This is a genomic window from Photorhabdus akhurstii, from assembly GCF_019090985.1.
GTDB lineage: Bacteria > Pseudomonadota > Gammaproteobacteria > Enterobacterales > Enterobacteriaceae > Photorhabdus > Photorhabdus akhurstii.
Map to the genome: position 1 here is coordinate 306527 of NZ_CP020335.1, position 20987 is coordinate 327513.

17 protein-coding genes and 1 pseudogene are annotated in these 20987 nt (G+C 42.7%); 14 read left to right on the forward strand and 4 right to left on the reverse strand.

Annotated features, from left to right (window positions below):
* Window positions 1-390: 390 nt before the first annotated feature.
* The 3 genes and pseudogenes from B0X70_RS25700 to B0X70_RS01350 form a co-directional block, all read left to right on the forward strand.
* Window positions 391-594, forward strand: a pseudogene (locus B0X70_RS25700) (cysteine synthase family protein); the annotation flags it as partial.
* A gap of 95 nt (window positions 595-689) precedes the next feature.
* Entirely contained in the window at window positions 690-1610 is a 921-nt protein-coding gene (locus B0X70_RS01345) for an EamA family transporter (protein ID WP_217470705.1), read from the forward strand.
* Between the two features lies 1 nt (window position 1611).
* Window positions 1612-1824, forward strand: coding sequence for a hypothetical protein (locus B0X70_RS01350; RefSeq protein WP_105397624.1), 213 nt, complete (start codon window positions 1612-1614; stop codon window positions 1822-1824).
* A 52-nt stretch (window positions 1825-1876) separates the two neighbouring features.
* Here B0X70_RS01350 and B0X70_RS01355 read toward each other — a convergent pair whose 3' ends face one another.
* Window positions 1877-3259, reverse strand: coding sequence for a DHA2 family efflux MFS transporter permease subunit (locus B0X70_RS01355; RefSeq protein WP_217470706.1), 1383 nt, complete (start codon window positions 3257-3259; stop codon window positions 1877-1879).
* Between the two features lie 1006 nt (window positions 3260-4265).
* Between B0X70_RS01355 and dppA the strand changes: the two genes are divergently transcribed.
* From dppA to B0X70_RS01400, 9 genes are all read left to right on the forward strand, one after another.
* The gene (gene dppA / locus B0X70_RS01360) at window positions 4266-5873 is read left to right on the forward strand and encodes a dipeptide ABC transporter periplasmic-binding protein DppA (protein WP_040153045.1); all 1608 of its coding nucleotides are present in this window, start codon (window positions 4266-4268) and stop codon (window positions 5871-5873) included.
* A gap of 227 nt (window positions 5874-6100) precedes the next feature.
* Window positions 6101-7120, forward strand: a complete 1020-nt coding sequence (gene dppB, locus B0X70_RS01365; RefSeq protein WP_036814325.1) for a dipeptide ABC transporter permease DppB — start codon at window positions 6101-6103, stop codon at window positions 7118-7120.
* Between the two features lie 10 nt (window positions 7121-7130).
* The gene (dppC, locus tag B0X70_RS01370) at window positions 7131-8030 is read left to right on the forward strand and encodes a dipeptide ABC transporter permease DppC (protein ID WP_046395273.1); all 900 of its coding nucleotides are present in this window, start codon (window positions 7131-7133) and stop codon (window positions 8028-8030) included.
* A 12-nt stretch (window positions 8031-8042) separates the two neighbouring features.
* Window positions 8043-9023 (forward strand): dipeptide ABC transporter ATP-binding protein, encoded by a 981-nt coding sequence (dppD, locus tag B0X70_RS01375; protein WP_036814330.1) that lies wholly within the window; start codon window positions 8043-8045, stop codon window positions 9021-9023.
* Window positions 9020-10039: a dipeptide ABC transporter ATP-binding subunit DppF gene (gene dppF / locus B0X70_RS01380; RefSeq protein WP_036814335.1), complete on the forward strand. Its 1020-nt coding sequence runs from the start codon at window positions 9020-9022 to the stop codon at window positions 10037-10039. The genes dppD and dppF overlap by 4 nt, the downstream gene beginning before the upstream one ends.
* Window positions 10040-10396: 357 nt before the next feature.
* Window positions 10397-11368, forward strand: a complete 972-nt coding sequence (locus tag B0X70_RS01385) for an isopenicillin N synthase family dioxygenase (RefSeq protein WP_217470707.1) — start codon at window positions 10397-10399, stop codon at window positions 11366-11368.
* A gap of 33 nt (window positions 11369-11401) precedes the next feature.
* Entirely contained in the window at window positions 11402-12142 is a 741-nt protein-coding gene (locus B0X70_RS01390; RefSeq protein ID WP_217470708.1) for a tRNA-dependent cyclodipeptide synthase, read from the forward strand.
* Between the two features lie 176 nt (window positions 12143-12318).
* The gene (locus B0X70_RS01395; RefSeq protein ID WP_217470709.1) at window positions 12319-13839 is read left to right on the forward strand and encodes an MFS transporter; all 1521 of its coding nucleotides are present in this window, start codon (window positions 12319-12321) and stop codon (window positions 13837-13839) included.
* A 134-nt stretch (window positions 13840-13973) separates the two neighbouring features.
* Window positions 13974-15617, forward strand: coding sequence for an OPT/YSL family transporter (locus B0X70_RS01400; RefSeq protein WP_246593412.1), 1644 nt, complete (start codon window positions 13974-13976; stop codon window positions 15615-15617).
* On the opposite strand, the gene B0X70_RS01405 is transcribed toward B0X70_RS01400, so the two are convergent.
* The gene (locus B0X70_RS01405) at window positions 15618-16643 is read right to left on the reverse strand and encodes an AraC family transcriptional regulator (RefSeq protein WP_052739564.1); all 1026 of its coding nucleotides are present in this window, start codon (window positions 16641-16643) and stop codon (window positions 15618-15620) included. It lies immediately after the preceding gene.
* A 545-nt stretch (window positions 16644-17188) separates the two neighbouring features.
* Between B0X70_RS01405 and B0X70_RS01410 the strand changes: the two genes are divergently transcribed.
* Together B0X70_RS01410 and B0X70_RS01415 are read left to right on the forward strand one after the other, a co-directional pair.
* Window positions 17189-17896, forward strand: a complete 708-nt coding sequence (locus B0X70_RS01410) for a HAMP domain-containing protein (protein WP_036779816.1) — start codon at window positions 17189-17191, stop codon at window positions 17894-17896.
* Window positions 17897-18074: 178 nt separating this feature from the next.
* On the forward strand, window positions 18075-19565 hold the full coding sequence (locus tag B0X70_RS01415; RefSeq protein ID WP_217470710.1) for an insulinase family protein: 1491 nt from the start codon (window positions 18075-18077) through the stop codon (window positions 19563-19565).
* A gap of 42 nt (window positions 19566-19607) precedes the next feature.
* Here B0X70_RS01415 and B0X70_RS01420 read toward each other — a convergent pair whose 3' ends face one another.
* The gene (locus B0X70_RS01420) at window positions 19608-19814 is read right to left on the reverse strand and encodes a 2-hydroxymuconate tautomerase family protein (protein ID WP_036814360.1); all 207 of its coding nucleotides are present in this window, start codon (window positions 19812-19814) and stop codon (window positions 19608-19610) included.
* 53 nt (window positions 19815-19867) lie between these two features.
* Window positions 19868-20860 (reverse strand): inner membrane protein YhjD, encoded by a 993-nt coding sequence (gene yhjD, locus B0X70_RS01425; protein ID WP_217470711.1) that lies wholly within the window; start codon window positions 20858-20860, stop codon window positions 19868-19870.
* Between the last annotated feature and the right edge of the window lie 127 nt (window positions 20861-20987).

Sequence of the window (20987 nt, forward strand, 5' to 3'; positions counted from 1 at the left end):
TTTATGTCAACATGCTTCGCCATATTAGTCATGTGGCGACTTTATTTGAGTATATTGACAGATATTCTGTTTATATGGCTAGAATAATGGCAAGAAGATATAACTATTTTTCGCTAGTAAATTTATCGGCTTTTATTGATAAATTAAAAAATCCATATATAAATTATGCTATTTAACTTGAGTTTTATTTAATATCTTGTGTCAGTAATCCTGTAGAAAAATTACGTATATACTAATAATATCATAGTAAAAAATAACATTTAATTACTATCCGTGATATTTAATTTATCCATCTGAGAAATATCTCTCATTCATTAAATGACTTGATTGAAAAAACATAAGAATGGTGTATGAATATTATCTTCTATGAACATCAAATGGAATGTAAATGTGGAATTAAATGATATAGGTAACACAGTTTTACTTGAAATTAATAAGTTTAGAATAAACGGCAATCGAGTATTTTCAAAGTGTGAATATCAAAATTCTATCAGTAGACATAAAGATAGGATATTTTTGCATATCGTTAATACGTTAGAAAAAGAAGTTAAGATACGGCCAAACATGACATTGATTGACTGTTCGACAGGAAATATTGAGGCAGGTGAGATTAAAGATGAATCCGCAATAACAAAAGGAATCCAATGTCGGAAATTTACTTTTTGGAATAAGAGAATAATAGGTGATATATGTCTTCACATAGTGGTGTAGTATATGGGGTTATTTTTTGTCTTATCAGTGCAGCATTTGATGTGTTTGTTGCGTATTTAACACAATCGATAAACTCAGCTATTGTCATATTCTATTGTTTCACATCATCTACTTTATTATTTATGATGATAAGCATTTTCAAAGGGATTGATCAATTAATTGAAAAGATCCGCAAAAATGTTTTATTGGTGGTGATTATTAATGTCTCAATTTTATTAAATTGGGGAGGATTAATCATTGCGCTACGCTTTCTTGAGCCTGCAATAGTAGGTGTTGCTTCAGTGGCTTGCGGCCCTGCAATCACTATCCTCCTCTCATCTTTTATCGATAAAGACGAGGCAAAAACAGAAAAATTGGAAGTTGTCATATCCTGGTTAGTTCTCATTGGGGTAGGTGTGATGCTGGTAAATTCATTTTTAGGAAATAGTGGGTTTTCATCAACCTCAATTCAGGACAGGATTATTGGTATTGTGAGTGTGATATTTGGCGCCATAGGAACAGTATTATACACTATTTTTTCTAAGAAATTATTCAAGGAGAAATGGCAAACGTATGAGATATTGTCTGTTAGAAGTATTTTAATGGTAGTACTTTCATTTTTTTATGTTTCAGTATCCAGTGTTTCTCTTAGTTTAGATATCGATATGATTCTTCCGATGTCGATTCTTGTTATCGTTGGACATTTACTTCCAATCTATCTGGTATTAAAGACAATTAATGCCATTACCCCTCTTCATGTCTCTTTGTTATTTCTGCTACTACCTGTATTTACGACGATTTTTCAATATCTTGATTCGCGTATAGCGTTTTCTGTTGAAAGTTTGATTTCAGCTTCGGTTATAGTTTCTTTATTAATTATTCTTGGTGTGAGTAAGATAAAAAAGACAAATAGGGTATAGAATGAAAAAGGTTGCTATTGTAGATGGTTTTTCTTTTGGTAAGGTTATACAAAGAGAAGATTATTCCCTTATTCATTGTTCTTATAATGTATGTTTAATTAATAACTGTCATGGTGTATTTACTGCTAATAATTTTATAACGGAATTAAAGAAATTTCTCTCTTTTGATGAGGCTGTTTTTATGCTGATAAAGGTGGAGGTGTTAATGTACTAGGTAATTTGTCTGAAAAACGGGCACAGAATTATGTACCCGTATAATATTGGGATTAATGCCGTAGTTTGAGTGCTGGAATTGTACAACAGAAAGTAATAAACAGCAGCCCAAGTAAAATTAGGAAAAAATTCTCATGACCTGGACCAATGCTGTAAAGCACAGCGACAGTTGCCGTACCCAGTGATGCGCCAAATAAGGTTCCAATTCTGGTAATTACACTTGCATCTGGAACTTGAGTGGCAGGTAACTCATGGTAAGCGTGAGACATCGCTAATAATGTAAGTAAACCTATACCGGCTCCTCTAAGCAGCATTGTTACCACGATGATTTCTGGATGAGATGGGATATTGTGCAGAAATAGCGGCACTGTGCCGAATATAGCCATTATTGTTCCAATCAGAGCGGTATTACTGACACCAAAACGTTCGCTTAATGATTTAAGGTAAGAGCGTGAAAGAAGCGCGCCGACTCCGTGAGCACCTATCCAAATGCTGGCAAGTAATTCACTTTGTTGGAAGCCATGTATAAACATAATGGGTAAAGCAAAAAGGCCGCCATAAAAACTAATACTTGAAAGAAGTAATAACCAAATGGATGCGGTAAAAGACTTTATTTTAAACGGTGCAAGTTGAATTAAAACATTAGAGGATTTATTTTGTGTATGGCGGACAAAAAGCAAAATGAATATGAGGCTTGCAAGTAAGATTCCAACCATAATTAACCAATGGAGGGTGTTCATTGTATCTGCTTTCGTCAGCAATGACAGACTGTAAATCATGAACAATAGCGATGGTGTTAGCAGTAAAAATCCCATGAGATCAAAACGTATAGATTCCGATTTATCATTTTGGGTGATACACACGGCGCTGAGCGCAATGGCTGCTATCCCAATGGGTACATTGATAAAGAAGATTAAACGCCAATCACCGATATGCAATAAATAGCCTGCAACAATAGGCCCAGCGATAGGCGCAATAACTGTAGGCACAGCAATAGTTGCCATAGCCCCTTTTAAATTTTGCTTGCTAACTGCGTTAACCAATACGGTTTGCATCACGGGCATCAGAATACCGGCACCTATGCCTTGTATAATTCTACTGACTAAAAGAAAATCAATTTGAGAGGAAAAGCCGCAAAGTAACGAACCTAACGTAAAGACGATCAGACCGGTTAACCAAAGGTTCTTGGCCCCCACTCGGCGTGTCGCCCAGGCGCAAAGTGTCACTGTGACTGTCGCGCTCAAGGTATACAGGGTTGAAACCCATTGTAACTGCGCAACTGAAGTGGAAAGACTAATTGTCAGAGATGGAATGGCAACACCAATAATTGTTGCATCCAATAGAGGCAAACAAATCCCGATGACAAGACATGTGATAACCCAGCGTTGGTACCGATTTAAAGGTGTTGACTGTTCAGAATAACTATTTTTGGTCATGATATATCTCCGCCGCCAATAAAGTTTTTCTTACCTGAACGGGAATTGACAAGATAATTCCAGGTAAACATACCGATTGTTACCTCAGCTGATTTTCAGGCAGCTTGTTTTGATGGTATTTTCTCTAGTTCGGGATTAAGTATCACTATTTCAAGGGATGCCCATCTTTGGCATCCCTTTGATCAGTATTTCAAATAAATCTTTTGAACTATTTCACACAAGTTTAAGGTGACAGAACTCCTCGTTACACCATAACATGAACTTTATGTTCCTATTCCATCTTTTCCACAGTGATTTTTAGCTTAGGGCAACATCTATCTCGTGCAGAAAACAATGAAACTTTTTTATATCTCTTCACTATATTACTAATACCAGTATTTACGATTATGAAAAAATTACTCTCTTTCTATGAAGCTGTTTTTTATGTTGATGAAGGAGATGAGATTGAAATAACTAAAGATGTTTGTAGCCAACTTAGTATTAATATCGATCTGATAATGGCAATGATCACTAATTTACTAATCAATCATTAATGAAATTAAAAGTGATGAAAAGTAAATAAACTAGTAACAGGTTTTTGTATTTATTTATATAACTGATGTTATACTTATTGGATTAACTTTTCAGGTACCGATTTTATTCGGAGCACAGCATTTTATACCAGTTATCATCTTTTCTCGTGAAATAATCGTTTACTAATTAATCAAACAACCACAAATTTTGCGCCCAGGTTAATAGTGATTAGTACTATCGTTATGTGCTTTTTATGGTCTTTTTGTCTATAAAATGTGTTCTTTGTCATATTTTTGTGCTAACTATGTTAATTATTAGTTTCCTTTGTGTTTTCCTGTTGTTTGTGACATCTGTTGAGATCTTATTGACGCAAGAGACAACAGTTGTTTAATTGATAAGCTGAAAATAATAAACAAAACCTAAACAGCGCAGTTTCGGACAGGAAGTGCAGATTCTGGCTGTACACAACAACATCACAAATGGAGTGCAAGAAATGACTACTTTCTCTAAAAGAGCGAAGTTATTGAAGCTAGGGGTCAGCTTAGTTGCATTGGCAGTAACCGCCAGCGTTCAGGCAAAAACATTGGTTTACTGTTCCGAAGGCTCACCGGAAGGCTTTAATCCGCAACTGTTCACTGCCGGCACAACTTATGATGCCAGCTCCAGACCACTGTATAACCGTTTGGTTGAGTTCAAAACAGGTACAACTGAAATTACCCCGAGTCTGGCTGAAAAATGGGATATTAGCGATGACGGTAAAGTTTACACTTTTCATCTGCGTAAAGGTGTTAAGTGGCACGATAGCAAAGACTTCAAACCAAGCCGAGAATTTAATGCTGATGATGTGATCTACACGTTCATGCGGCAGAAAGATGCAAACCACCCATACCACAAGGTGTCAGGCGGCAGTTATGAGTATTTCATTGGCATGGGTATGAGTGAGATGATCAATAAAGTTGAAAAAGTAGACGATTATACTGTCCGAATTGAACTGAGCCGCCCGGAAGCACCATTTCTGGCTGATTTAGGCATGGATTTCGCCTCTATTATGTCAGCAGAATATGCAGATAAGATGATGAAAGCCGGTACGCCGGAGAAAGTCGATCTGAATCCAATTGGTACAGGCCCGTTCCAGTTGGTGCAATATCAGAAAGATTCTCGCATTCTGTATAAAGCTTTCAAGGAATACTGGGGAGATAAAGCCAAAGTTGACCGGCTGGTTTTCTCTATTACTCCTGATGCATCCGTTCGTTATGCAAAATTACAGAAAAATGAATGTCAGATCATGCCATATCCAAATCCGGCGGATATTGCCCGCATGAAACAGGATAAAGATATCGTTTTGCTGGAACAGCCTGGTCTGAATGTCGGTTATGTCTCTTTCAACGTCACTAAAAAGCCATTGGATGACGTCAAAGTTCGTCAGGCGTTGACGATGGCAGTCAATAAAGACGCTATCGTTGAGGCGGTTTATCAAGGCGCTGGTCAGAAAGCCAAAAATCTGATCCCACCAACTATGTGGGGTTACGACAATGCTCTTAAAGATTACCAGTACGATCCGGAAAAAGCGAAACAGCTCCTAAAAGAAGCAGGTTTGGGTAGTGGTTTTACCATTGATCTGTGGGCAATGCCGGTACAGCGTCCATATAACCCAAATGCCCGTCGTATGGCTGAAATGGTCCAGGCTGATTGGGCAAAAATTGGTGTTAAGGCCAAAATTGTCAGCTATGAATGGGGCGAATATTTGAAGCGAGCTAAAGATGGCGAGCACCAGATTGTGATGATGGGTTGGACCGGGGACAATGGTGACCCAGATAACTTCTTCGCAACCCTATTTAGCTGTGCGGCCAAAGAGCGGGGTTCTAACTACTCTAAATGGTGTTACAAGCCGTTTGAAGATGTCATTCAGCCAGCCCGAATCGTTTCTGATCACGCTAAACGTGTTGAACTTTATAAGCAGGCTCAGGCTGTGATGCACGAACAGGTTCCGGCGCTGATTATAGCTCACTCCACAGTTTATGAGCCGGTACGTAAAGAGGTCAAAGGTTACGTCGTTGATCCTCTGGGCAGACATATTTTCAGCAACGTGTCCCTCGAATAATCCTATTCTTACTTTGTTGTGATACGCCATCTTCCTGATTTCTAACCGAAGATGGCGGTTTTCTCCAAGCGATCATAACTGGTGGAAAACTAACAAGAAAAGTAGAGGCAAGATGTTTATTACGTTGTGAGCCAAAAGATTGTGAGCCAAAGGGGGAAAGTCCTCCCCCTTATCAAGCCAAACGGCCTGAGAGCTGTAACCGGCATTTAAAAAAGAGAGTTTGGGATATGTTGCAGTTCATACTCCGACGTCTGGGGTTGGTAATCCCAACGTTTATTGGCATTACTTTACTGACTTTTGCTTTTGTCCATATGATCCCCGGCGATCCGGTGACCATTATGGCCGGGGAACGTGGAATATCTGCTGAGCGCTATGCTCAGCTAATGGCCGAAATGGGGTTGGATAAACCACTTTGGCAGCAATACTTTCATTATGTCAGTAATGTGTTACATGGCGATCTGGGTATCTCCATGAAAAGTCGTATCTCTGTGTGGGAGGAGTTTGTTCCCCGTTTCAAGGCAACGCTTGAACTGGGGATATGCGCTATGTTGTTCGCTATTGCTGTGGGTATTCCCGTTGGCGTCCTGGCGGCGGTAAAGCGTGGTTCTGTTTTTGATCATACTGCGATAGGACTTTCTCTAACTGGATACTCCATGCCGATCTTCTGGTGGGGGATCATGTTGATCATGCTGGTTTCTGTCCAGTTGGATCTGACGCCGGTATCCGGGCGAATAAGCGACAGTGTTTTCCTTGATGACAGTTATCCGCTGACGGGTTTTATGCTAATCGACACCCTATTCTGGGGTGAAGCCGGTGATTTTAAAGATGCGGTGATGCACATCATTTTGCCTGCCGTTGTCTTGGGGACGATTCCACTGGCGGTGATTGTCCGTATGACCCGCTCTTCCATGTTGGAAGTACTCGGTGAAGATTATATCCGTACTGCACGCGCTAAAGGCTTGAGTCGTATTCGTGTGATTGTGGTCCATGCACTTCGCAATGCATTGCTGCCGGTTGTAACCGTTATCGGTTTGCAGGTGGGCATTATGCTGGCGGGGGCGATCCTGACTGAAACTATCTTCTCCTGGCCGGGCTTGGGACGCTGGCTGATCGATGCCCTGCAACGCCGGGATTATCCGGTGGTGCAGGGAGGCGTATTACTGGTGGCGATCATGATCATCTTGGTTAACCTGATAGTTGACTTGCTATACGGCATCGTTAACCCGCGTATCCGGCATAAAAAATAGGGAGCACATTATGTCTCAAGTAACTGAGCCTGCAAGCAGTGCGCCTAAGATTATGACGCCGATGCAGGAGTTCTGGTATTACTTTAAGCGCAATAAAGGGGCCGTTGTTGGTCTGGTTTATATTGTACTGATGTTATTAGTCGCTCTGTTGGCGGGGGTGCTTGCCCCACACAGTGCGTCTGAGCAGTTCCGTGATGCTTTGCTGACACCACCGGTATGGCAGGACGGAGGAAGTTGGCAATTTATTCTGGGTACTGATGATGTTGGACGCGATTTACTTTCGCGTTTGATGTACGGCGCTCGGCTTTCATTGCTGGTAGGTTGTCTGGTAGTGGTGCTATCCCTGTTGATGGGGGTGGTTCTGGGTGTGCTGGCGGGTTATTTCGGTGGTGTGGTGGATATTATCATCATGCGTATCGTTGATATTATGCTGGCATTGCCAAGCCTGTTGCTGGCTTTGGTGCTGGTGGCGATCTTTGGGCCATCGATTGTCAATGCTTCGTTGGCGTTGACCTTTGTCTCTCTGCCACATTACATCCGCTTAACTCGTGCTGCGGTGTTGGTAGAAGTTAACCGTGACTATGTGACAGCTTCACAGGTGGCGGGAGCGGGTTCCATGCGTCAGATGTTTATCAATATTCTGCCTAACTGTCTGGCGCCGCTGATTGTGCAGGCTTCTCTGGGTTTTTCTAATGCCATTCTTGATATGGCTGCTTTGGGTTTTCTGGGGATGGGGGCGCAGCCACCCACGCCGGAATGGGGAACAATGCTGTCTGATGTATTGCAATTTGCACAAAGTGCCTGGTGGGTAGTGACGTTCCCCGGGATAGCAATTTTGTTGACAGTGTTGGCGTTTAACCTGATGGGTGACGGTTTGCGTGATGCACTTGATCCTAAACTCAAGCAGTAGTGAGGTAGTGAAATGGCACTGTTAAATGTAGAAAAATTATCGGTTCACTTCGGTGACGAAGAGGCGCCATTCCGCGCCGTTGACCGCATCAGTTACCGAGTTGAGCAAGGGCAGGTTGTCGGGATTGTCGGAGAGTCTGGTTCTGGTAAATCGGTCAGTTCATTGGCGGTGATGGGATTGATTGATTATCCGGGCAAGGTAATGGCTGACAAACTGGAATTTAACCAGCGTGATTTGACCAAAATTTCCGAACAAGAGCGTCGCCAACTGGTTGGTGCGGAAGTGGCAATGATCTTCCAAGATCCGATGACCAGCTTGAATCCCTGCTATACCGTTGGGTTTCAGATTATGGAAGCGCTGAAAGTGCATCAAGGCGGCAATCGTCGTACTCGTCGCCAGCGAGCGATTGATCTGTTGACCTTGGTGGGTATTCCTGATCCTGCATCACGTTTGGATGTGTACCCGCACCAATTATCCGGTGGTATGAGTCAACGGGTGATGATCGCAATGGCGATTGCTTGTCGGCCCAAATTACTGATTGCTGATGAACCAACAACGGCTTTGGATGTCACCATTCAGGCGCAGGTTATTGAACTGTTGTTGGAGTTGCAACAGCGGGAAAATATGGCGCTGATATTAATCACTCATGACTTAGCATTAGTGGCGGAAGCCGCTCATCACATTATCGTGATGTATGCCGGGCAGGTGGTGGAATCCGCCAAGGCATCGGAGATCTTCCGGGCGCCACGTCATCCCTATACTCAGGCATTGCTCCGGGCATTACCTGAATTTGCCACGGATAAATCCCGTCTTGCTTCTCTACCGGGAGTTGTGCCGGGAAAATATGACCGGCCTGTTGGTTGCTTACTGAATCCACGTTGTCCATATGCAAATGACCATTGTCGTCAGGTGGAACCGGAATTAAGAACGGTAGGGGAACGTCAGGTGAAATGCCATATACCGTTGGATGATGTGGGGAGGCCGACAGTATGAGTGAGTATCTTTATCCGGCGCAGCAAATATCCACTGTGCCGTTATTAAAAGCGACAGATCTGAAAAAATATTATCCGATTAAAGGAGGGCTCTTTTCGCCTGCTAGAACGGTAAAAGCGTTGGATGGCATCTCTTTCGAACTGGAAAAAGGAAAAACGCTGGCAGTTGTGGGGGAATCGGGGTGTGGTAAATCCACTCTGGGGCGATTGCTGACGATGATTGAAAAGCCAACTGACGGGGAGCTTTATTATCAGGGACAAGATCTGTTGGTGCCAAATAAAGACGCTGAAAAGCTACGTCGTCAGAAAATCCAGATTGTGTTTCAAAATCCTTATGGTTCACTTAATCCGCGTAAGAAAGTTGGTCAGATCCTGGAGGAACCTCTGCGGATCAATACCAAGTTGAGCGCACAGGAACGTAAAGAGAAAGTGTTGCAGATGATGGATAAAGTGGGGCTAAAAACTGAACACTACAGCCGTTATCCGCATATGTTCTCTGGTGGTCAACGCCAACGGATTGCGATTGCCCGCGGCTTAATGTTGGACCCGGATGTGGTGATTGCGGATGAACCGGTTTCCGCGTTGGATGTCTCGGTGCGGGCGCAGGTGTTAAACCTGATGATGGATTTGCAGCAAGAGCTGGGACTCTCTTATGTCTTTATTTCCCATGATTTATCGGTGGTTGAACATATCGCTGATGAAGTGATGGTGATGTACCTCGGTCGTTGTGTGGAAAAAGGCAGTAAAGAGATGATTTTCAGTCATCCACGTCACCCCTATACACAGGCGTTATTATCAGCAACGCCAAGGCTAAATCCTGAATTACGCCGTGAACGGATAAAATTGACAGGCGAATTGCCAAGCCCAATGAACCCACCACCCGGTTGTGCGTTTGCAGCGCGTTGCCGCCGGGCACTTAGCATTTGTACTCAGCGTCAGCCAAAACTGAATCAATATGGTAATCAATTGATCGCCTGTTTTGCGGTTGATCAGGATGAAAATGTTGCAGTGGAATAATTGGTTAAGTTAATAAATTTTAAGGATGGTGAGGTTGAACCATCCTTAATTTCCCATAATAGCGTTTGTATAAACGCTATTTTTCTTTCTGATTTCCCCTTTCAAACATAAGCTACGGCAATTTACCTAAAAAGAGTTAGTTAAAAGAGATTAGAAAAATCGACTCTTTGACAATGATGGGTTTGTTGCTACAAATGCCATTCAGCAACTCATTCATTACACGTATAAAAATCCCTTATGGGATGAAATATCCGTTTTCTGGGACGGAATGCTTACCCTGTAAATATTCTTATGATTTATATTCTAAAGGAGAGAATTCATCATTATTTGACATTGAGTCGTCAGGGAGAGTCATGTATGAAAAGTTTTGAGAAAATACCTCATATTGACCTTGCGCCAATATTTACCCATACAGATACGGGATTATTGTCAGTTGCTGATCAAGTTCGCCGAATATATACGAATGTGGGGTTTGCTTACCTTATTAATCACGGCATATCAGAAGATTTAGTGCAAGCCACTTTTCAGGCAGCAAAAGATTTCCACAATCTACCACTGAATAAGAAATTAAAAATTCGTCAAAATAAGTTCTTTCGGGGTTATATGCCGAGGAGCACATCTCGATTTGAATTATCTACTTTGGAAAAAGCGAATAAGCCTAATCAAAGTGAGGCTTTTATTATTGCTAATGAAGTATCGGAGGAAAGTGAAGACTTTAAACTAGAACAAAACTTAGCTGGCCCAAATCAATGGCCGGAAGATATGCCGGAGTTCAAGGAGACGATCACAACATACTATAAATCTATGCAGGCTTTGGCTAAACGGATGGTACAAGTTTTTGCAATGGCGTTCGGCCTGAGCCCCGATGCATTAGATAATTATTTCAGGGAGCCGACTATTTTCTTGAGGCTTCAATATTACCCGGAACAGCCAGACATCATTCCTGAAGACCAGTATGGCATTGCCCCGCATACGGATTATGGATTTTTGACCTTATTAGCACAAGATACCATTGGGGGACTGCAAGTCAAAAATCAAGAGGGAGAATGGATTGATGTTCCACCTGAACCGGGTTCTTTTATCTTAAATAGCGGAGATATGATCAAATGGATGACTAACGATAACTTTATTTCTACTCCCCATCGGGTAATAAATCGCTCTGGAAAGAAACGATACGCTATCCCTTTCTTTTTTGAGCCAAGCATGCATGCTCAAATAGCTCCATTAGATATATTTAAGGATGCGGATAATCCGGCAAGATATCCTCGTATTGAGTATGCAGATCATCTTATGACGAGAATAAAGTCAAATTACAGTATTGGTGCTTAGGGGATAATAAAGCTTCAATTTGGGGGCAAGAATATGGCTAGTTACACATTCTTTTCAAAAGCCGCATTCAATTTTGATAAAGAAAAAACGGCCTTGTCGGGTAGTAAGGTCATCTTACTTATCAGTGTCGGCCAAAAATATCATGAAGGCGATAAACTCGCAGCAACCATTGATCTGATTAATAAGAGTGGATTTTCTTCATGCACAATCGCGGTAGCTGATACCTTACAGCGGCATAATTATCTGGGAATGAGTTATGAAGCAGCCTATCGTTTTACATATGAATTGGGTACTTCTTGGATCGCTCGAAATTCTGAAGTTCTCGCTGCACTTTCAATTCCCAATAATATTCTCCGCTGGGATGAAGCCTTAAACGATATATCATATTTGGCATTTCGAGAAGATATAGAAGGATTATATGTTAATGATCCTGCTTATAAAGAGGCAATTAACGAAACCATAGGCATATTTATTGATCGAATGGTAAAGCGGGACCCAAGTATTGATACCGTTCAGGCGTTCATACGTTGTTTAAATTATCTTATGGAAGAATGTCCCATAATCATGCCGATTTGGGCAGCTAAAGGTTACGATTTCATCATCTATCCACAACCAATGACTGCGGCAATGGATGCCACACGTGAGCGTTTCGTTGTTGAAAAATATCCTGGAAAAGAACGCTGGTTATCTCTACGCTTTAAGAAGCGGTCTATACCAAATTTTCTTAATAATGCATTCCTTCAGGAAGATGCGATTCATTGTATGGTGGAATAAATCAAAAAGACATGAAACATCAGTAATCTGATAGATATGAAATAACTAAAGAAGGTAAGGTTATAGTCTGTCCTTCCAGGAAATTTCCGGCACATGCTAAGCCGATACTCAGGCTTGTTTCAGTGAGGTTCCGGGAATTTTTTAGATGAACTACTGAACACAGAGGAGGCTATTTGATGATTTTTTTCTCAGAGAATCACAGAAAGTGGTGGGTTTTGACTGGCGTGAGTATTGCGAGCTTTCTTGGTTGTATTGACTTTACTATCGTCAACACGGCTTTGCCCGCAATAAGAGCTGATCTGCATGCTACAGTGGCTGAACTCCAGTGGATTATCAATATTTTTCTCTTGGCACTATCAGCTTTCATGGTTGTGATGGGGCGTATGGCTGATATCTATGGTCGTCGACGCGTACTCTACCTTGGCGCCATATGCTTCGGACTGGCATCACTCGGTGCTGGGCTTGTTACAAATATAAACTGGCTTATCGCTTTTCGCTTTGCTCAGGGAGTATCCTGCGCAGTCTTATACACAGCCTCTGGTGCCATAGTTTCCAATGCCTTCCCTGAGGAGGAGCGTGGAAAAGGTATCGGTTTGCTCTTTGGGGTTAATGGACTCGGACTGGCAATTGGCCCGGTAATAGGAGGAATCATCGTTAGCACTCTAGGTTGGCGTTGGATTTTCCTAATAAACGTTCCATTGATTGTCTTAAGCCTATTAATCTGTACGGTTAGCGTCAAAGAATCTAGGAATAAGGAACAAGGGACGACGTTAGATTGGGGGGGATTGATTTTTCTGATCACCGGTCTGTCGGCCTGCATTGTTGTACTCAGCTTAGGTAGTGAGTGGGGATGGCTGTCATTCTCTACGCTAGGTCTTTTAATCATATCGGTCGTCGCGTTGGTCATATTTTATCATATTGAACAACGGGTCTCTGCGCCGATCCTTCAACTCCATCTGTTTAAAAACCGGACTTTCATTGGTGCGGCTATAGCCAATGCGGCACTGGCCTTTTTTTACTGTCTGGCTTTTTTCCTGATGCCTCTGTACCTACATACGATAAAAGATCTTGAGGGATATCAGATAGGTATGATGTTGCTTCCTACTACGGCGATGGTTGCTCTTCTTTCACCGATTGTTGGTCGGCTTACTGACCGAATGGGAGTCAAAATAATACTTGTCAGCGGCTTTTTATTTTTTGCTATTTCAGCATTTCTTCAAACACTCTTTTCCGAATACAGCAGTCTATTCAGTATTGCGATTGCGTTTACGCTTATGGGTATTGGTTGGGCTTGTGTACTGGGGCCATCCACAGTGGCTGCGCTGTCATCTGTACCGGAACGTATGGGGGCGGTTGCTATGGGATCATCGTGGACGGTGCATAATATTGGTGGGGCCGTAGGGCTTGCTTTTGGCCTGTTACTTTATCAGCAAGTTGCTACCAGCAGCTTATTACTCAAATTAGGCGCGTTTGGCGTGACTCCTGGTCAATGGGTGGAGAAAGTTATCGCTGAACCAGAAGGGGCGCTTTCAGCTTTGCATCAACATGCTGGTCTTGACCTTGCAGATGCGCTGAATGTTTTTCATACGTTCTTTATTGAGGGATACCGTGCGGCAATGGGGTTGTTGTTAGCTATCTCTCTTTCAGTTTTATGTATCCTTTGGATGACATTGAAACGACAACAGTCGAAACAATAGGCATTACAGGAAGATGCCACGTTGTTCGGCGGCTATCTGCAATAGATTTAAAAATCGGTTTAAATTGAAAATAGATGATGAAACAACAGAGAGACAGTGACTATTACCAACTTTGAAAATTAGGGGAGAGCACCGTGGGGAAAGAATCAAGCCACCAGCGTATGACGAATATCTCATCACCTCACCCACGGGCGTTTTCTCCATTAATGTTAGTTGTATTGATTCTGGTAAGTTCTCTCGGATCAATCATTGGTATCCAAACACTTGTCACTCTGGGTGTCACACCAAGCACATCTATAATTGGTGCTCTGGTTGCTATGGCGATAGCACGGCTCCCAATCTATCAATTCACGCTTTTCCGTTCTGTTCATGCACAAAATTTAGTGCAAACCAGTATGTCCTCTGCCACTTTTGGGGCAGCTATCAGCCTTCTCGCCCCGCTTGGTATCGCGTACGTCATGGAGATGCCTGAACTCATTATGCCGATACTGGTAGGGGTAAGTTTGGCTATGTTGTGGGATGCTTTCCTGCTATATCGTATGTTTGACTCCCCGGTATTTCCAGCATCAGGTGCTTGGCCTCTTGGGATGGCTACCGCTGAGGTGATCAAAACCACTGATCGAGGAGGTTATCGAACGATCACATTAATTTGTGGGGTGATAAGTGGGTTTATCGGCAGTCTTTTAGGTTTGCCAATGTCGGCTGCCGGTATTGCTTTTATCGGGGGCTTTGCGGCTATGCTGTCATTCGCGGCTGGACTGCTATTGGCTCCCTGTCTCTATATTGTGTTTGCATTGGATATCAGTACCCTGAGAATGCCTGAAGGGATTTTGGTTGGTGCTGGTATGGTGGCAGCTTTGCAAATTGGTCTTTCCATGTACAAGCGGAAAAAGGCACACATCACTATTCCCGCAGGCTGTCATCAACATCAGATTGATCAGCCTGGTGCCTCATCTTTTCGGGCTTTACTCGGTATCGGTAGTTTGGGTTATCTGCTTTTGGCGATGATACTTGCTCTAGGGACGGGTCTGTTTGAACAACTCAGTTTACCTATGTTGATTGGATTTGTTGTATTTGGCACGATCTCAGCGCTACTTCACGAACTCATCGTGGGAATCGCAGCCATGAACACCGGGTGGATGCCTGCGTTTGGTGTAGCGCTACTATCATTGGTAATTGGTATCTGGAGCGGTTTTCCAGTAAAAGCCTTGGTCGTATTAACAGCGTTTACATCGGCAACTGGGCCTGCATTTGCTGATATGGGCTACGACCTTAAAGCAGGATACATATTGAGAGGTGATAATCGTGATCCCATATTTGAGCAAAGAGGGCGGCGGGAACAAATGATCGCAGGCATGTTAGGTTTTGGCGTAGCGATTATCGCTGTTCTACTGACCTGGCGGGATTTGTTCGCTCATAACCTGTTTGCCCCAGTCAATTTGGCTTATGCCGCGGCAATTAAAACAAGTATAGATCAAAGCAACTTAATGAATTTCACCAGCTGGGTAATACTGGGTGCGCTACTACAAGTTATTGGCGGCACTCGAGGCCAATTAGGTATCATGCTTGCAACAGGACTATTGATAGCTAAACCTACTGTTGGCTGGATGGTTCTCCTTGGGTTGATTTGTCGTTTATGGGTAAAACGCAAGTATCGCAACCACCCTTCCCACGGACTGGAGTCTTTCGCGGGCGGGATGATTGCAGGAGATGCTCTTTGTAGCATAATGTTAAGCACTCATTCACCCACAGTAGGGCAGAGCGCAAACGAACATTAATCAACGAGACCGTAGCCAAAAATCGCTACTAGACTGCAAGACAGATGAATCTTCATCGGTAGGGAGAACGATTCTTTTCGTTTCGCTTGGAGAATAGCTAAATTTCCTCTTATAGGCACGCGCAAATTGAACCGGGCTACTGAACCCATACTGATAAGCCAAGTCAGCAATACGTTGACGTGGGGTGATTTGGGAACTCAGAATTGAATGAACTTTAGATAAACGTCGTGAACAAATGTAACTTGCTACACCGCCTACCGTTTCGAAGAGCCGATATAAATGACTCCTGGAAATACCGATTTGTTCACAAATCTGGTTAACGTTTAGTGTATTTGAATTAAGATTTTGATCAATATAGTGTCTGATCCTGTTGAACAAAGTCGTGTCAATAGCAGTTTGTGCCTGAATAATATTATCTGGGGTCGCAGAAAGCGTCGCATTCAGGAAGCCCAAAGTAGCTTGCATAACCTGTGGCATATCGTTCTTAGGCAAGTGGGGAGCATGTAGAAATAGTGCTCTAATATGTTCAGCAAAAAGCTGTCCCAAGCTGTGATTTAAGACTGCTCCATGGAAATTAGCCGTTGTTGTCGGGAGAAGATCTCGAGGAACCATCAACATGATGACCTCACCTTCGGCGATGCTCAAATTATAGGGTTGACCTAAATCGATAACAGCCAATTGCGAAGGTCTTACCTTAGTTTGGTGGCTAGCATCATTATAAATCCACGTATCAGAAAGGCTAAGGCGAAAATAATAATGGTCAAGATTATCCTTGCGAATCTTGTCTAATGAACGATGAGCAAAGTTATTGATTGTATTCTCGCGCTTGCTAAGGAAACGCCAACGTCCAAGCATCAGCTCCCCTATATGCATCCCGCAGAAATTAGCATCTAAGATAATAATTTCACGCATTTTTAGCGAAATATTATGATGCTGGTGCTCTTCACGCCAAGCATCAAACCGTTCAGCTTTAGAATAGGAGAGTGCTGAAAAACGATAGGGGTATAAATCTTCAAGATCACTCATACACACCATCCTTTCACACAAGGTTAATAGTGTCATGTTGAGGAGTCAGGACATACAGTGAATTACTGTGGTTAATATATGCTTCTCCGAAACAGGCGCATACAATAGAATATAGTATAAATTTAAACTTTCATTACGTTTTGCTTAATGATGTCGTGTATACAGTGAGTTAAATCACGACAACATAACTATTAGCAACGTGTCTTGGGCAGAATAAGTAAAGGTGGATCGCCAGGAAAAAACAAGTAGCTTGGCTTGATACTTTTCTTCGTATAATGCTAAAAGAGTGACTAATTTAAGTTTCTGATTGGTGGCTTGGTTTCATCAATGTTACACATTGTGGTTAAATCAGACGCTTTTAAATAGGAAAATTGAATATTTATATGTTTTTCTAATAGTTACAGATAACCACCAAAGGCAATTATTTCAGGAAAATAACGACTTGGATAAGTGAAACAGGATCGTTGGCGATAAAATCAAGTATACTCAATTCCATAGATCACGTGTTATAACTGCGATATCCACAGGCATTGGTTTAAGTGAAAATGAAATTGCGTGTCAAACGTTCGTTAACCATTAAACAGATGGCCGCAGTGACCGGCGTCACGCTGGTGACCATTGCTATTTTTATTACGATTCAATTGTGTCATTTTATACAGCAACGTAAAGATGATTATATCAGCCAGCTTAATAATGCGGCAGTTCAGGTACAGGCGCCTTTAACGGAAGCGCTACTTAATTCCGATCTCAGTAAAGCAAAAGAGTTGCTGATAGGGCTGCGTACTGTAGGTATCTTAGGACGGGCAGATGTGGTGTTGCCGGAGGATATCCGGGTGATACGATTGAGCTTTGCTACTCATCGCCCAATCCCCGAACTGGCTAAACGAGTTTTTGGTATCCCTGTGGAAGTGAGTATTCCTCTTCATGTTTATGGTTCAGTATCGACAGGAGCTAAACCGCTAGGGCATCTGATTTTGCAAGTGGATTCCAATCGAGTATATCGTTTTGCTATTAATACGTTGGCGCTGATGCTGACAACTTATTTATTACTGGCCCTTATCCTTACGGTGTCGATAAGCTGGTGTATCAACCGGATTATTGTGCACCCATTACGTGACATTGCTCGGGATCTTAATAACGATCAACCATCAGAGCCAATGGCTTGCCCTAAATATCATCAGGATGATGAATTGGGTATGCTGATCAGGGGATATAATCGTCAATTTGATAAGCATAAACCTCCGTCATCATGAAACCATCCGTGGCGATCTGAGGTCTAATCCTCAGTTATAATCCTGACAGGATTTTGCCTGTTAAAATTCAGGTTTTTGCTTTTTCTTCCGTTATTATTGGTCGAAGGGAACATATTCTGTCATCAATGGTTAAACCTTCGAAGGCTAAAACCAAGGATAGACATCTATAGGGGTTCACATGCAGGGTTCGAAAATTCGTTATTTTATTGGTGGGATAATGCTGGCAATTGCGGGCCAGACGCAGGCGGAAGCCTTGCAGCCTGACCCTGCCTGGAAACAGGGTAAACTGGAAAATGGTTTTAACTGGCAAATCTTGCAGACGCCGCAACGTCCTAACGACAGAATACAGTTGCGCCTTGTTGTGAAAACAGGGTCACTGGCGGAGAAAACCCAACAGGCGGGTTATACCTGGTTGATTCCGAAAGTCGTGCTCTTTAGTAGCAAAAGTTTATCTTCCACCAAATTAGACCAGTTATGGAACAGCGCTATTGATCCAAAATACCCACTGCCTCCAGCTATTGTTTCATATGATTTCACACTTTATAGCTTGAGTTTGCCACATAATCAGCCTGAACTACTAAAAGACGCGTTGAACTGGTTGGCTGATGCAGCAGGCAGAGCGGTATTTACACCTGAGACTCTACAACATGCCATGAAAATGGCCAATACATCCGTAGCAACCTATCCACCGGATATACAAGATCCCGTGTGGCGTAGACGTTTGAAAGGTTCAACGTTGTTAGGGCATGATCCGGCGCAAAATGCGCCTCAACCTATTGATTTGGAGAAACTTAAGCAGTTTTACCGGCAGTGGTATACCCCTGACATGATGACGTTATACGTTGCGGGTCATGTGGATAGCCGTACTCTGCCGGAAAATATCAGCCAAGCGTTTTCATCATTGAAAGGTAAACGCCATACTCCGGCCACCATTGCAGCGTTGTCACCAATGAAACCGGAGACCATAGGGATTATCAGCGATAAAAAGAAGGAAGATACTTTATCCTTGATTTGGGATCTCAATTGGCAGCCGATTAATGATTCGCATGTGCTTAATCACTATTGGATCAGTGATATTACTCGCGAGGCACTTTATCGCTATCTGCAACTTGGGCTGGAAAGAAAAAACGATAAAGCGTTGAAACTGGGGTTGGATTGTAAAGTCCAGTATCACCGTGCGAGTTGCGCCCTGAATCTCAACACGGCGGCAGGTAATCTAAAACCCGCAATGGAGTATCTGGCGGCTGAATTGGTCACACTACGGGATAAAGGATTGCCGAAGGGACAATTTGATGAACTATATGCGCAAAAACAAGCACAACTCAGCCAGTTGTTTGCCATGTATGGTCATACCAGTACGGATATTCTGATTAATCAGCGCCTTTTGTCTCAACAGAGCAATGTGGTGGATATCGCTCCTGAGCAGTATCAGCGTTTGAGGCAAGCATTTTTAGCTTCTTTGACCCCTGAAATGCTTAATCGTGAGTTGAAGCAGATCCTTTCACAAGAAGTTGCATTTATTCTGATTCAACCGAAAGGGGAAGCGGAGATGGATGTCGATCAGTTAAGAAACAGCTTTAATCAGATTATGTTGCTGACACCATATAAGGATAAAGCTGATATTCCGGCACAACCACCGATACCTAAGCCTGATGCAAAAGCGTCTTAAAGCGGTAAAAGGGCGGGTAATACCGCCCTTCATCATTGGAGGCTACTTTTTAGCCTCAGCTCTCAGTTCAGTCACATTCTTACCGCCGATGCCCCAATTATCAGTATCGACTTCATCAATAATGACAAAAGTTGTCGCCGAATTTTTTCCTAATACATCGACCAGTAACTGAGTGGCTCCTTCAATTAATTGCTTCTTTTGTTCTGCTGTAGCACCTTCACGAGTAATTCTGATATTAACAAATGGCATAAACAGCTCCTTTTCATCGGTTATTATTGGCAGATCGCTCTGCCAGGGCATATTTATTCGGTATTTTTATGATTATTATCCGCAGTAGCTATCCAGGCAGCGCAGAATAGCGTTAAACGGGCAAAGAGATAGAAAAATGTCATCAAGCCGATAACAGAACCAAATGCGGCGCCAGAAGGGGAATTGGCGAGGCGTGGTAACGTCATGGTCATAATATATTTGAGCACTTCAAAGCCTATTGCTGCCATCAATGTTCCTTTTAATAGTGCCTTGCGTTCTGGCTGGTGGCGAGGCAACACCCAGAATAGCCATAGGAAAAGCAGATAATTAGCTGAAATAGAAATGGCTAATCCAATCAAGAACCAGGATGGACGAAGCCATTCAATGCCATCTAACCCTAACATCTTGACAATGGTTGCTTGGGCGGAGCCTGCGATAGAGGTCAGTGATAGCGTGATGACCAGCGCTAATAATAGCCCGATCAGAGAAATAGAATCACGAAGATATTTAAAATAGATTTTCTCATTATCTTCCTGATTTCTCACCCAGACAGGATGGAACTGGGCAAGAATAGCCTGACGTAAATTACTGACCCAATTCACACCGGAATACAGCGCAATTGCCAAACCGGTTAATCCCACGGTAGTACGTTGTTTAATTGCTGTATCGACACTATTTTTCAGCGTATTAGCAAGAGTCGGATCACTAATACTGTTGGCGATACCGTTAATCAGTTTTGCCAATAAATCAGGATTAGAGGCCAGAATAAAACCGGCAATGGCAAAAGAGAGCATCAGAATGGGAATAAGTGATAAGAAGGAAAAATACGTTATTGCGGCGCCAAACTGATTACCCATCCGATCATTAAAACGCAGCGTTGCACGGATAAAGTGGGCAATAATAGGAATATTGCGGATATAATTTCCTACTCTGACTGTCAGGGAAATCGCTTTTTTACCGTGGTGAATGCCCTTCTCCAAAGGTGTTCTGGATAACCTTTTCGGCTGATGTTGGGCTGTTTCCTGTTTTTCTGTGCGCTTTGGCATGTATAGCCTCAAATAGTTACCTTGCTTGAATATGAGTAATCTCATCATGCCATGTTTCTACGAGATGATTCCGTTGTCAAATCCAGGTCACTTGTCAAAGTGATAGGCCACCAGCCCAACGAGGAAA

Bases quoted from the DNA above. Each gene is read 5' to 3' on its own strand.
- B0X70_RS01420 (WP_036814360.1), bottom strand. From the start codon at position 19,814: ATGCCATTTGTTAATATCAGAATTACTCGTGAAGGTGCTACAGCAGAA.
- B0X70_RS01385 (WP_217470707.1), top strand. From the start codon at position 10,397: ATGAAAAGTTTTGAGAAAATACCTCATATTGACCTTGCGCCAATATTT.
- B0X70_RS01350 (WP_105397624.1), top strand. From the start codon at position 1,612: ATGAAAAAGGTTGCTATTGTAGATGGTTTTTCTTTTGGTAAGGTTATA.
- B0X70_RS01355 (WP_217470706.1), bottom strand. From the start codon at position 3,259: ATGACCAAAAATAGTTATTCTGAACAGTCAACACCTTTAAATCGGTAC.
- B0X70_RS01410 (WP_036779816.1), top strand. From the start codon at position 17,189: ATGAAATTGCGTGTCAAACGTTCGTTAACCATTAAACAGATGGCCGCA.
- dppA (WP_040153045.1), top strand. From the start codon at position 4,266: ATGACTACTTTCTCTAAAAGAGCGAAGTTATTGAAGCTAGGGGTCAGC.
- B0X70_RS01405 (WP_052739564.1), bottom strand. From the start codon at position 16,643: ATGAGTGATCTTGAAGATTTATACCCCTATCGTTTTTCAGCACTCTCC.
- B0X70_RS01395 (WP_217470709.1), top strand. From the start codon at position 12,319: ATGATTTTTTTCTCAGAGAATCACAGAAAGTGGTGGGTTTTGACTGGC.
- dppB (WP_036814325.1), top strand. From the start codon at position 6,101: ATGTTGCAGTTCATACTCCGACGTCTGGGGTTGGTAATCCCAACGTTT.
- dppD (WP_036814330.1), top strand. From the start codon at position 8,043: ATGGCACTGTTAAATGTAGAAAAATTATCGGTTCACTTCGGTGACGAA.
- dppF (WP_036814335.1), top strand. From the start codon at position 9,020: ATGAGTGAGTATCTTTATCCGGCGCAGCAAATATCCACTGTGCCGTTA.
- yhjD (WP_217470711.1), bottom strand. From the start codon at position 20,860: ATGCCAAAGCGCACAGAAAAACAGGAAACAGCCCAACATCAGCCGAAA.
- B0X70_RS01415 (WP_217470710.1), top strand. From the start codon at position 18,075: ATGCAGGGTTCGAAAATTCGTTATTTTATTGGTGGGATAATGCTGGCA.
- dppC (WP_046395273.1), top strand. From the start codon at position 7,131: ATGTCTCAAGTAACTGAGCCTGCAAGCAGTGCGCCTAAGATTATGACG.
- B0X70_RS01345 (WP_217470705.1), top strand. From the start codon at position 690: ATGTCTTCACATAGTGGTGTAGTATATGGGGTTATTTTTTGTCTTATC.
- B0X70_RS01390 (WP_217470708.1), top strand. From the start codon at position 11,402: ATGGCTAGTTACACATTCTTTTCAAAAGCCGCATTCAATTTTGATAAA.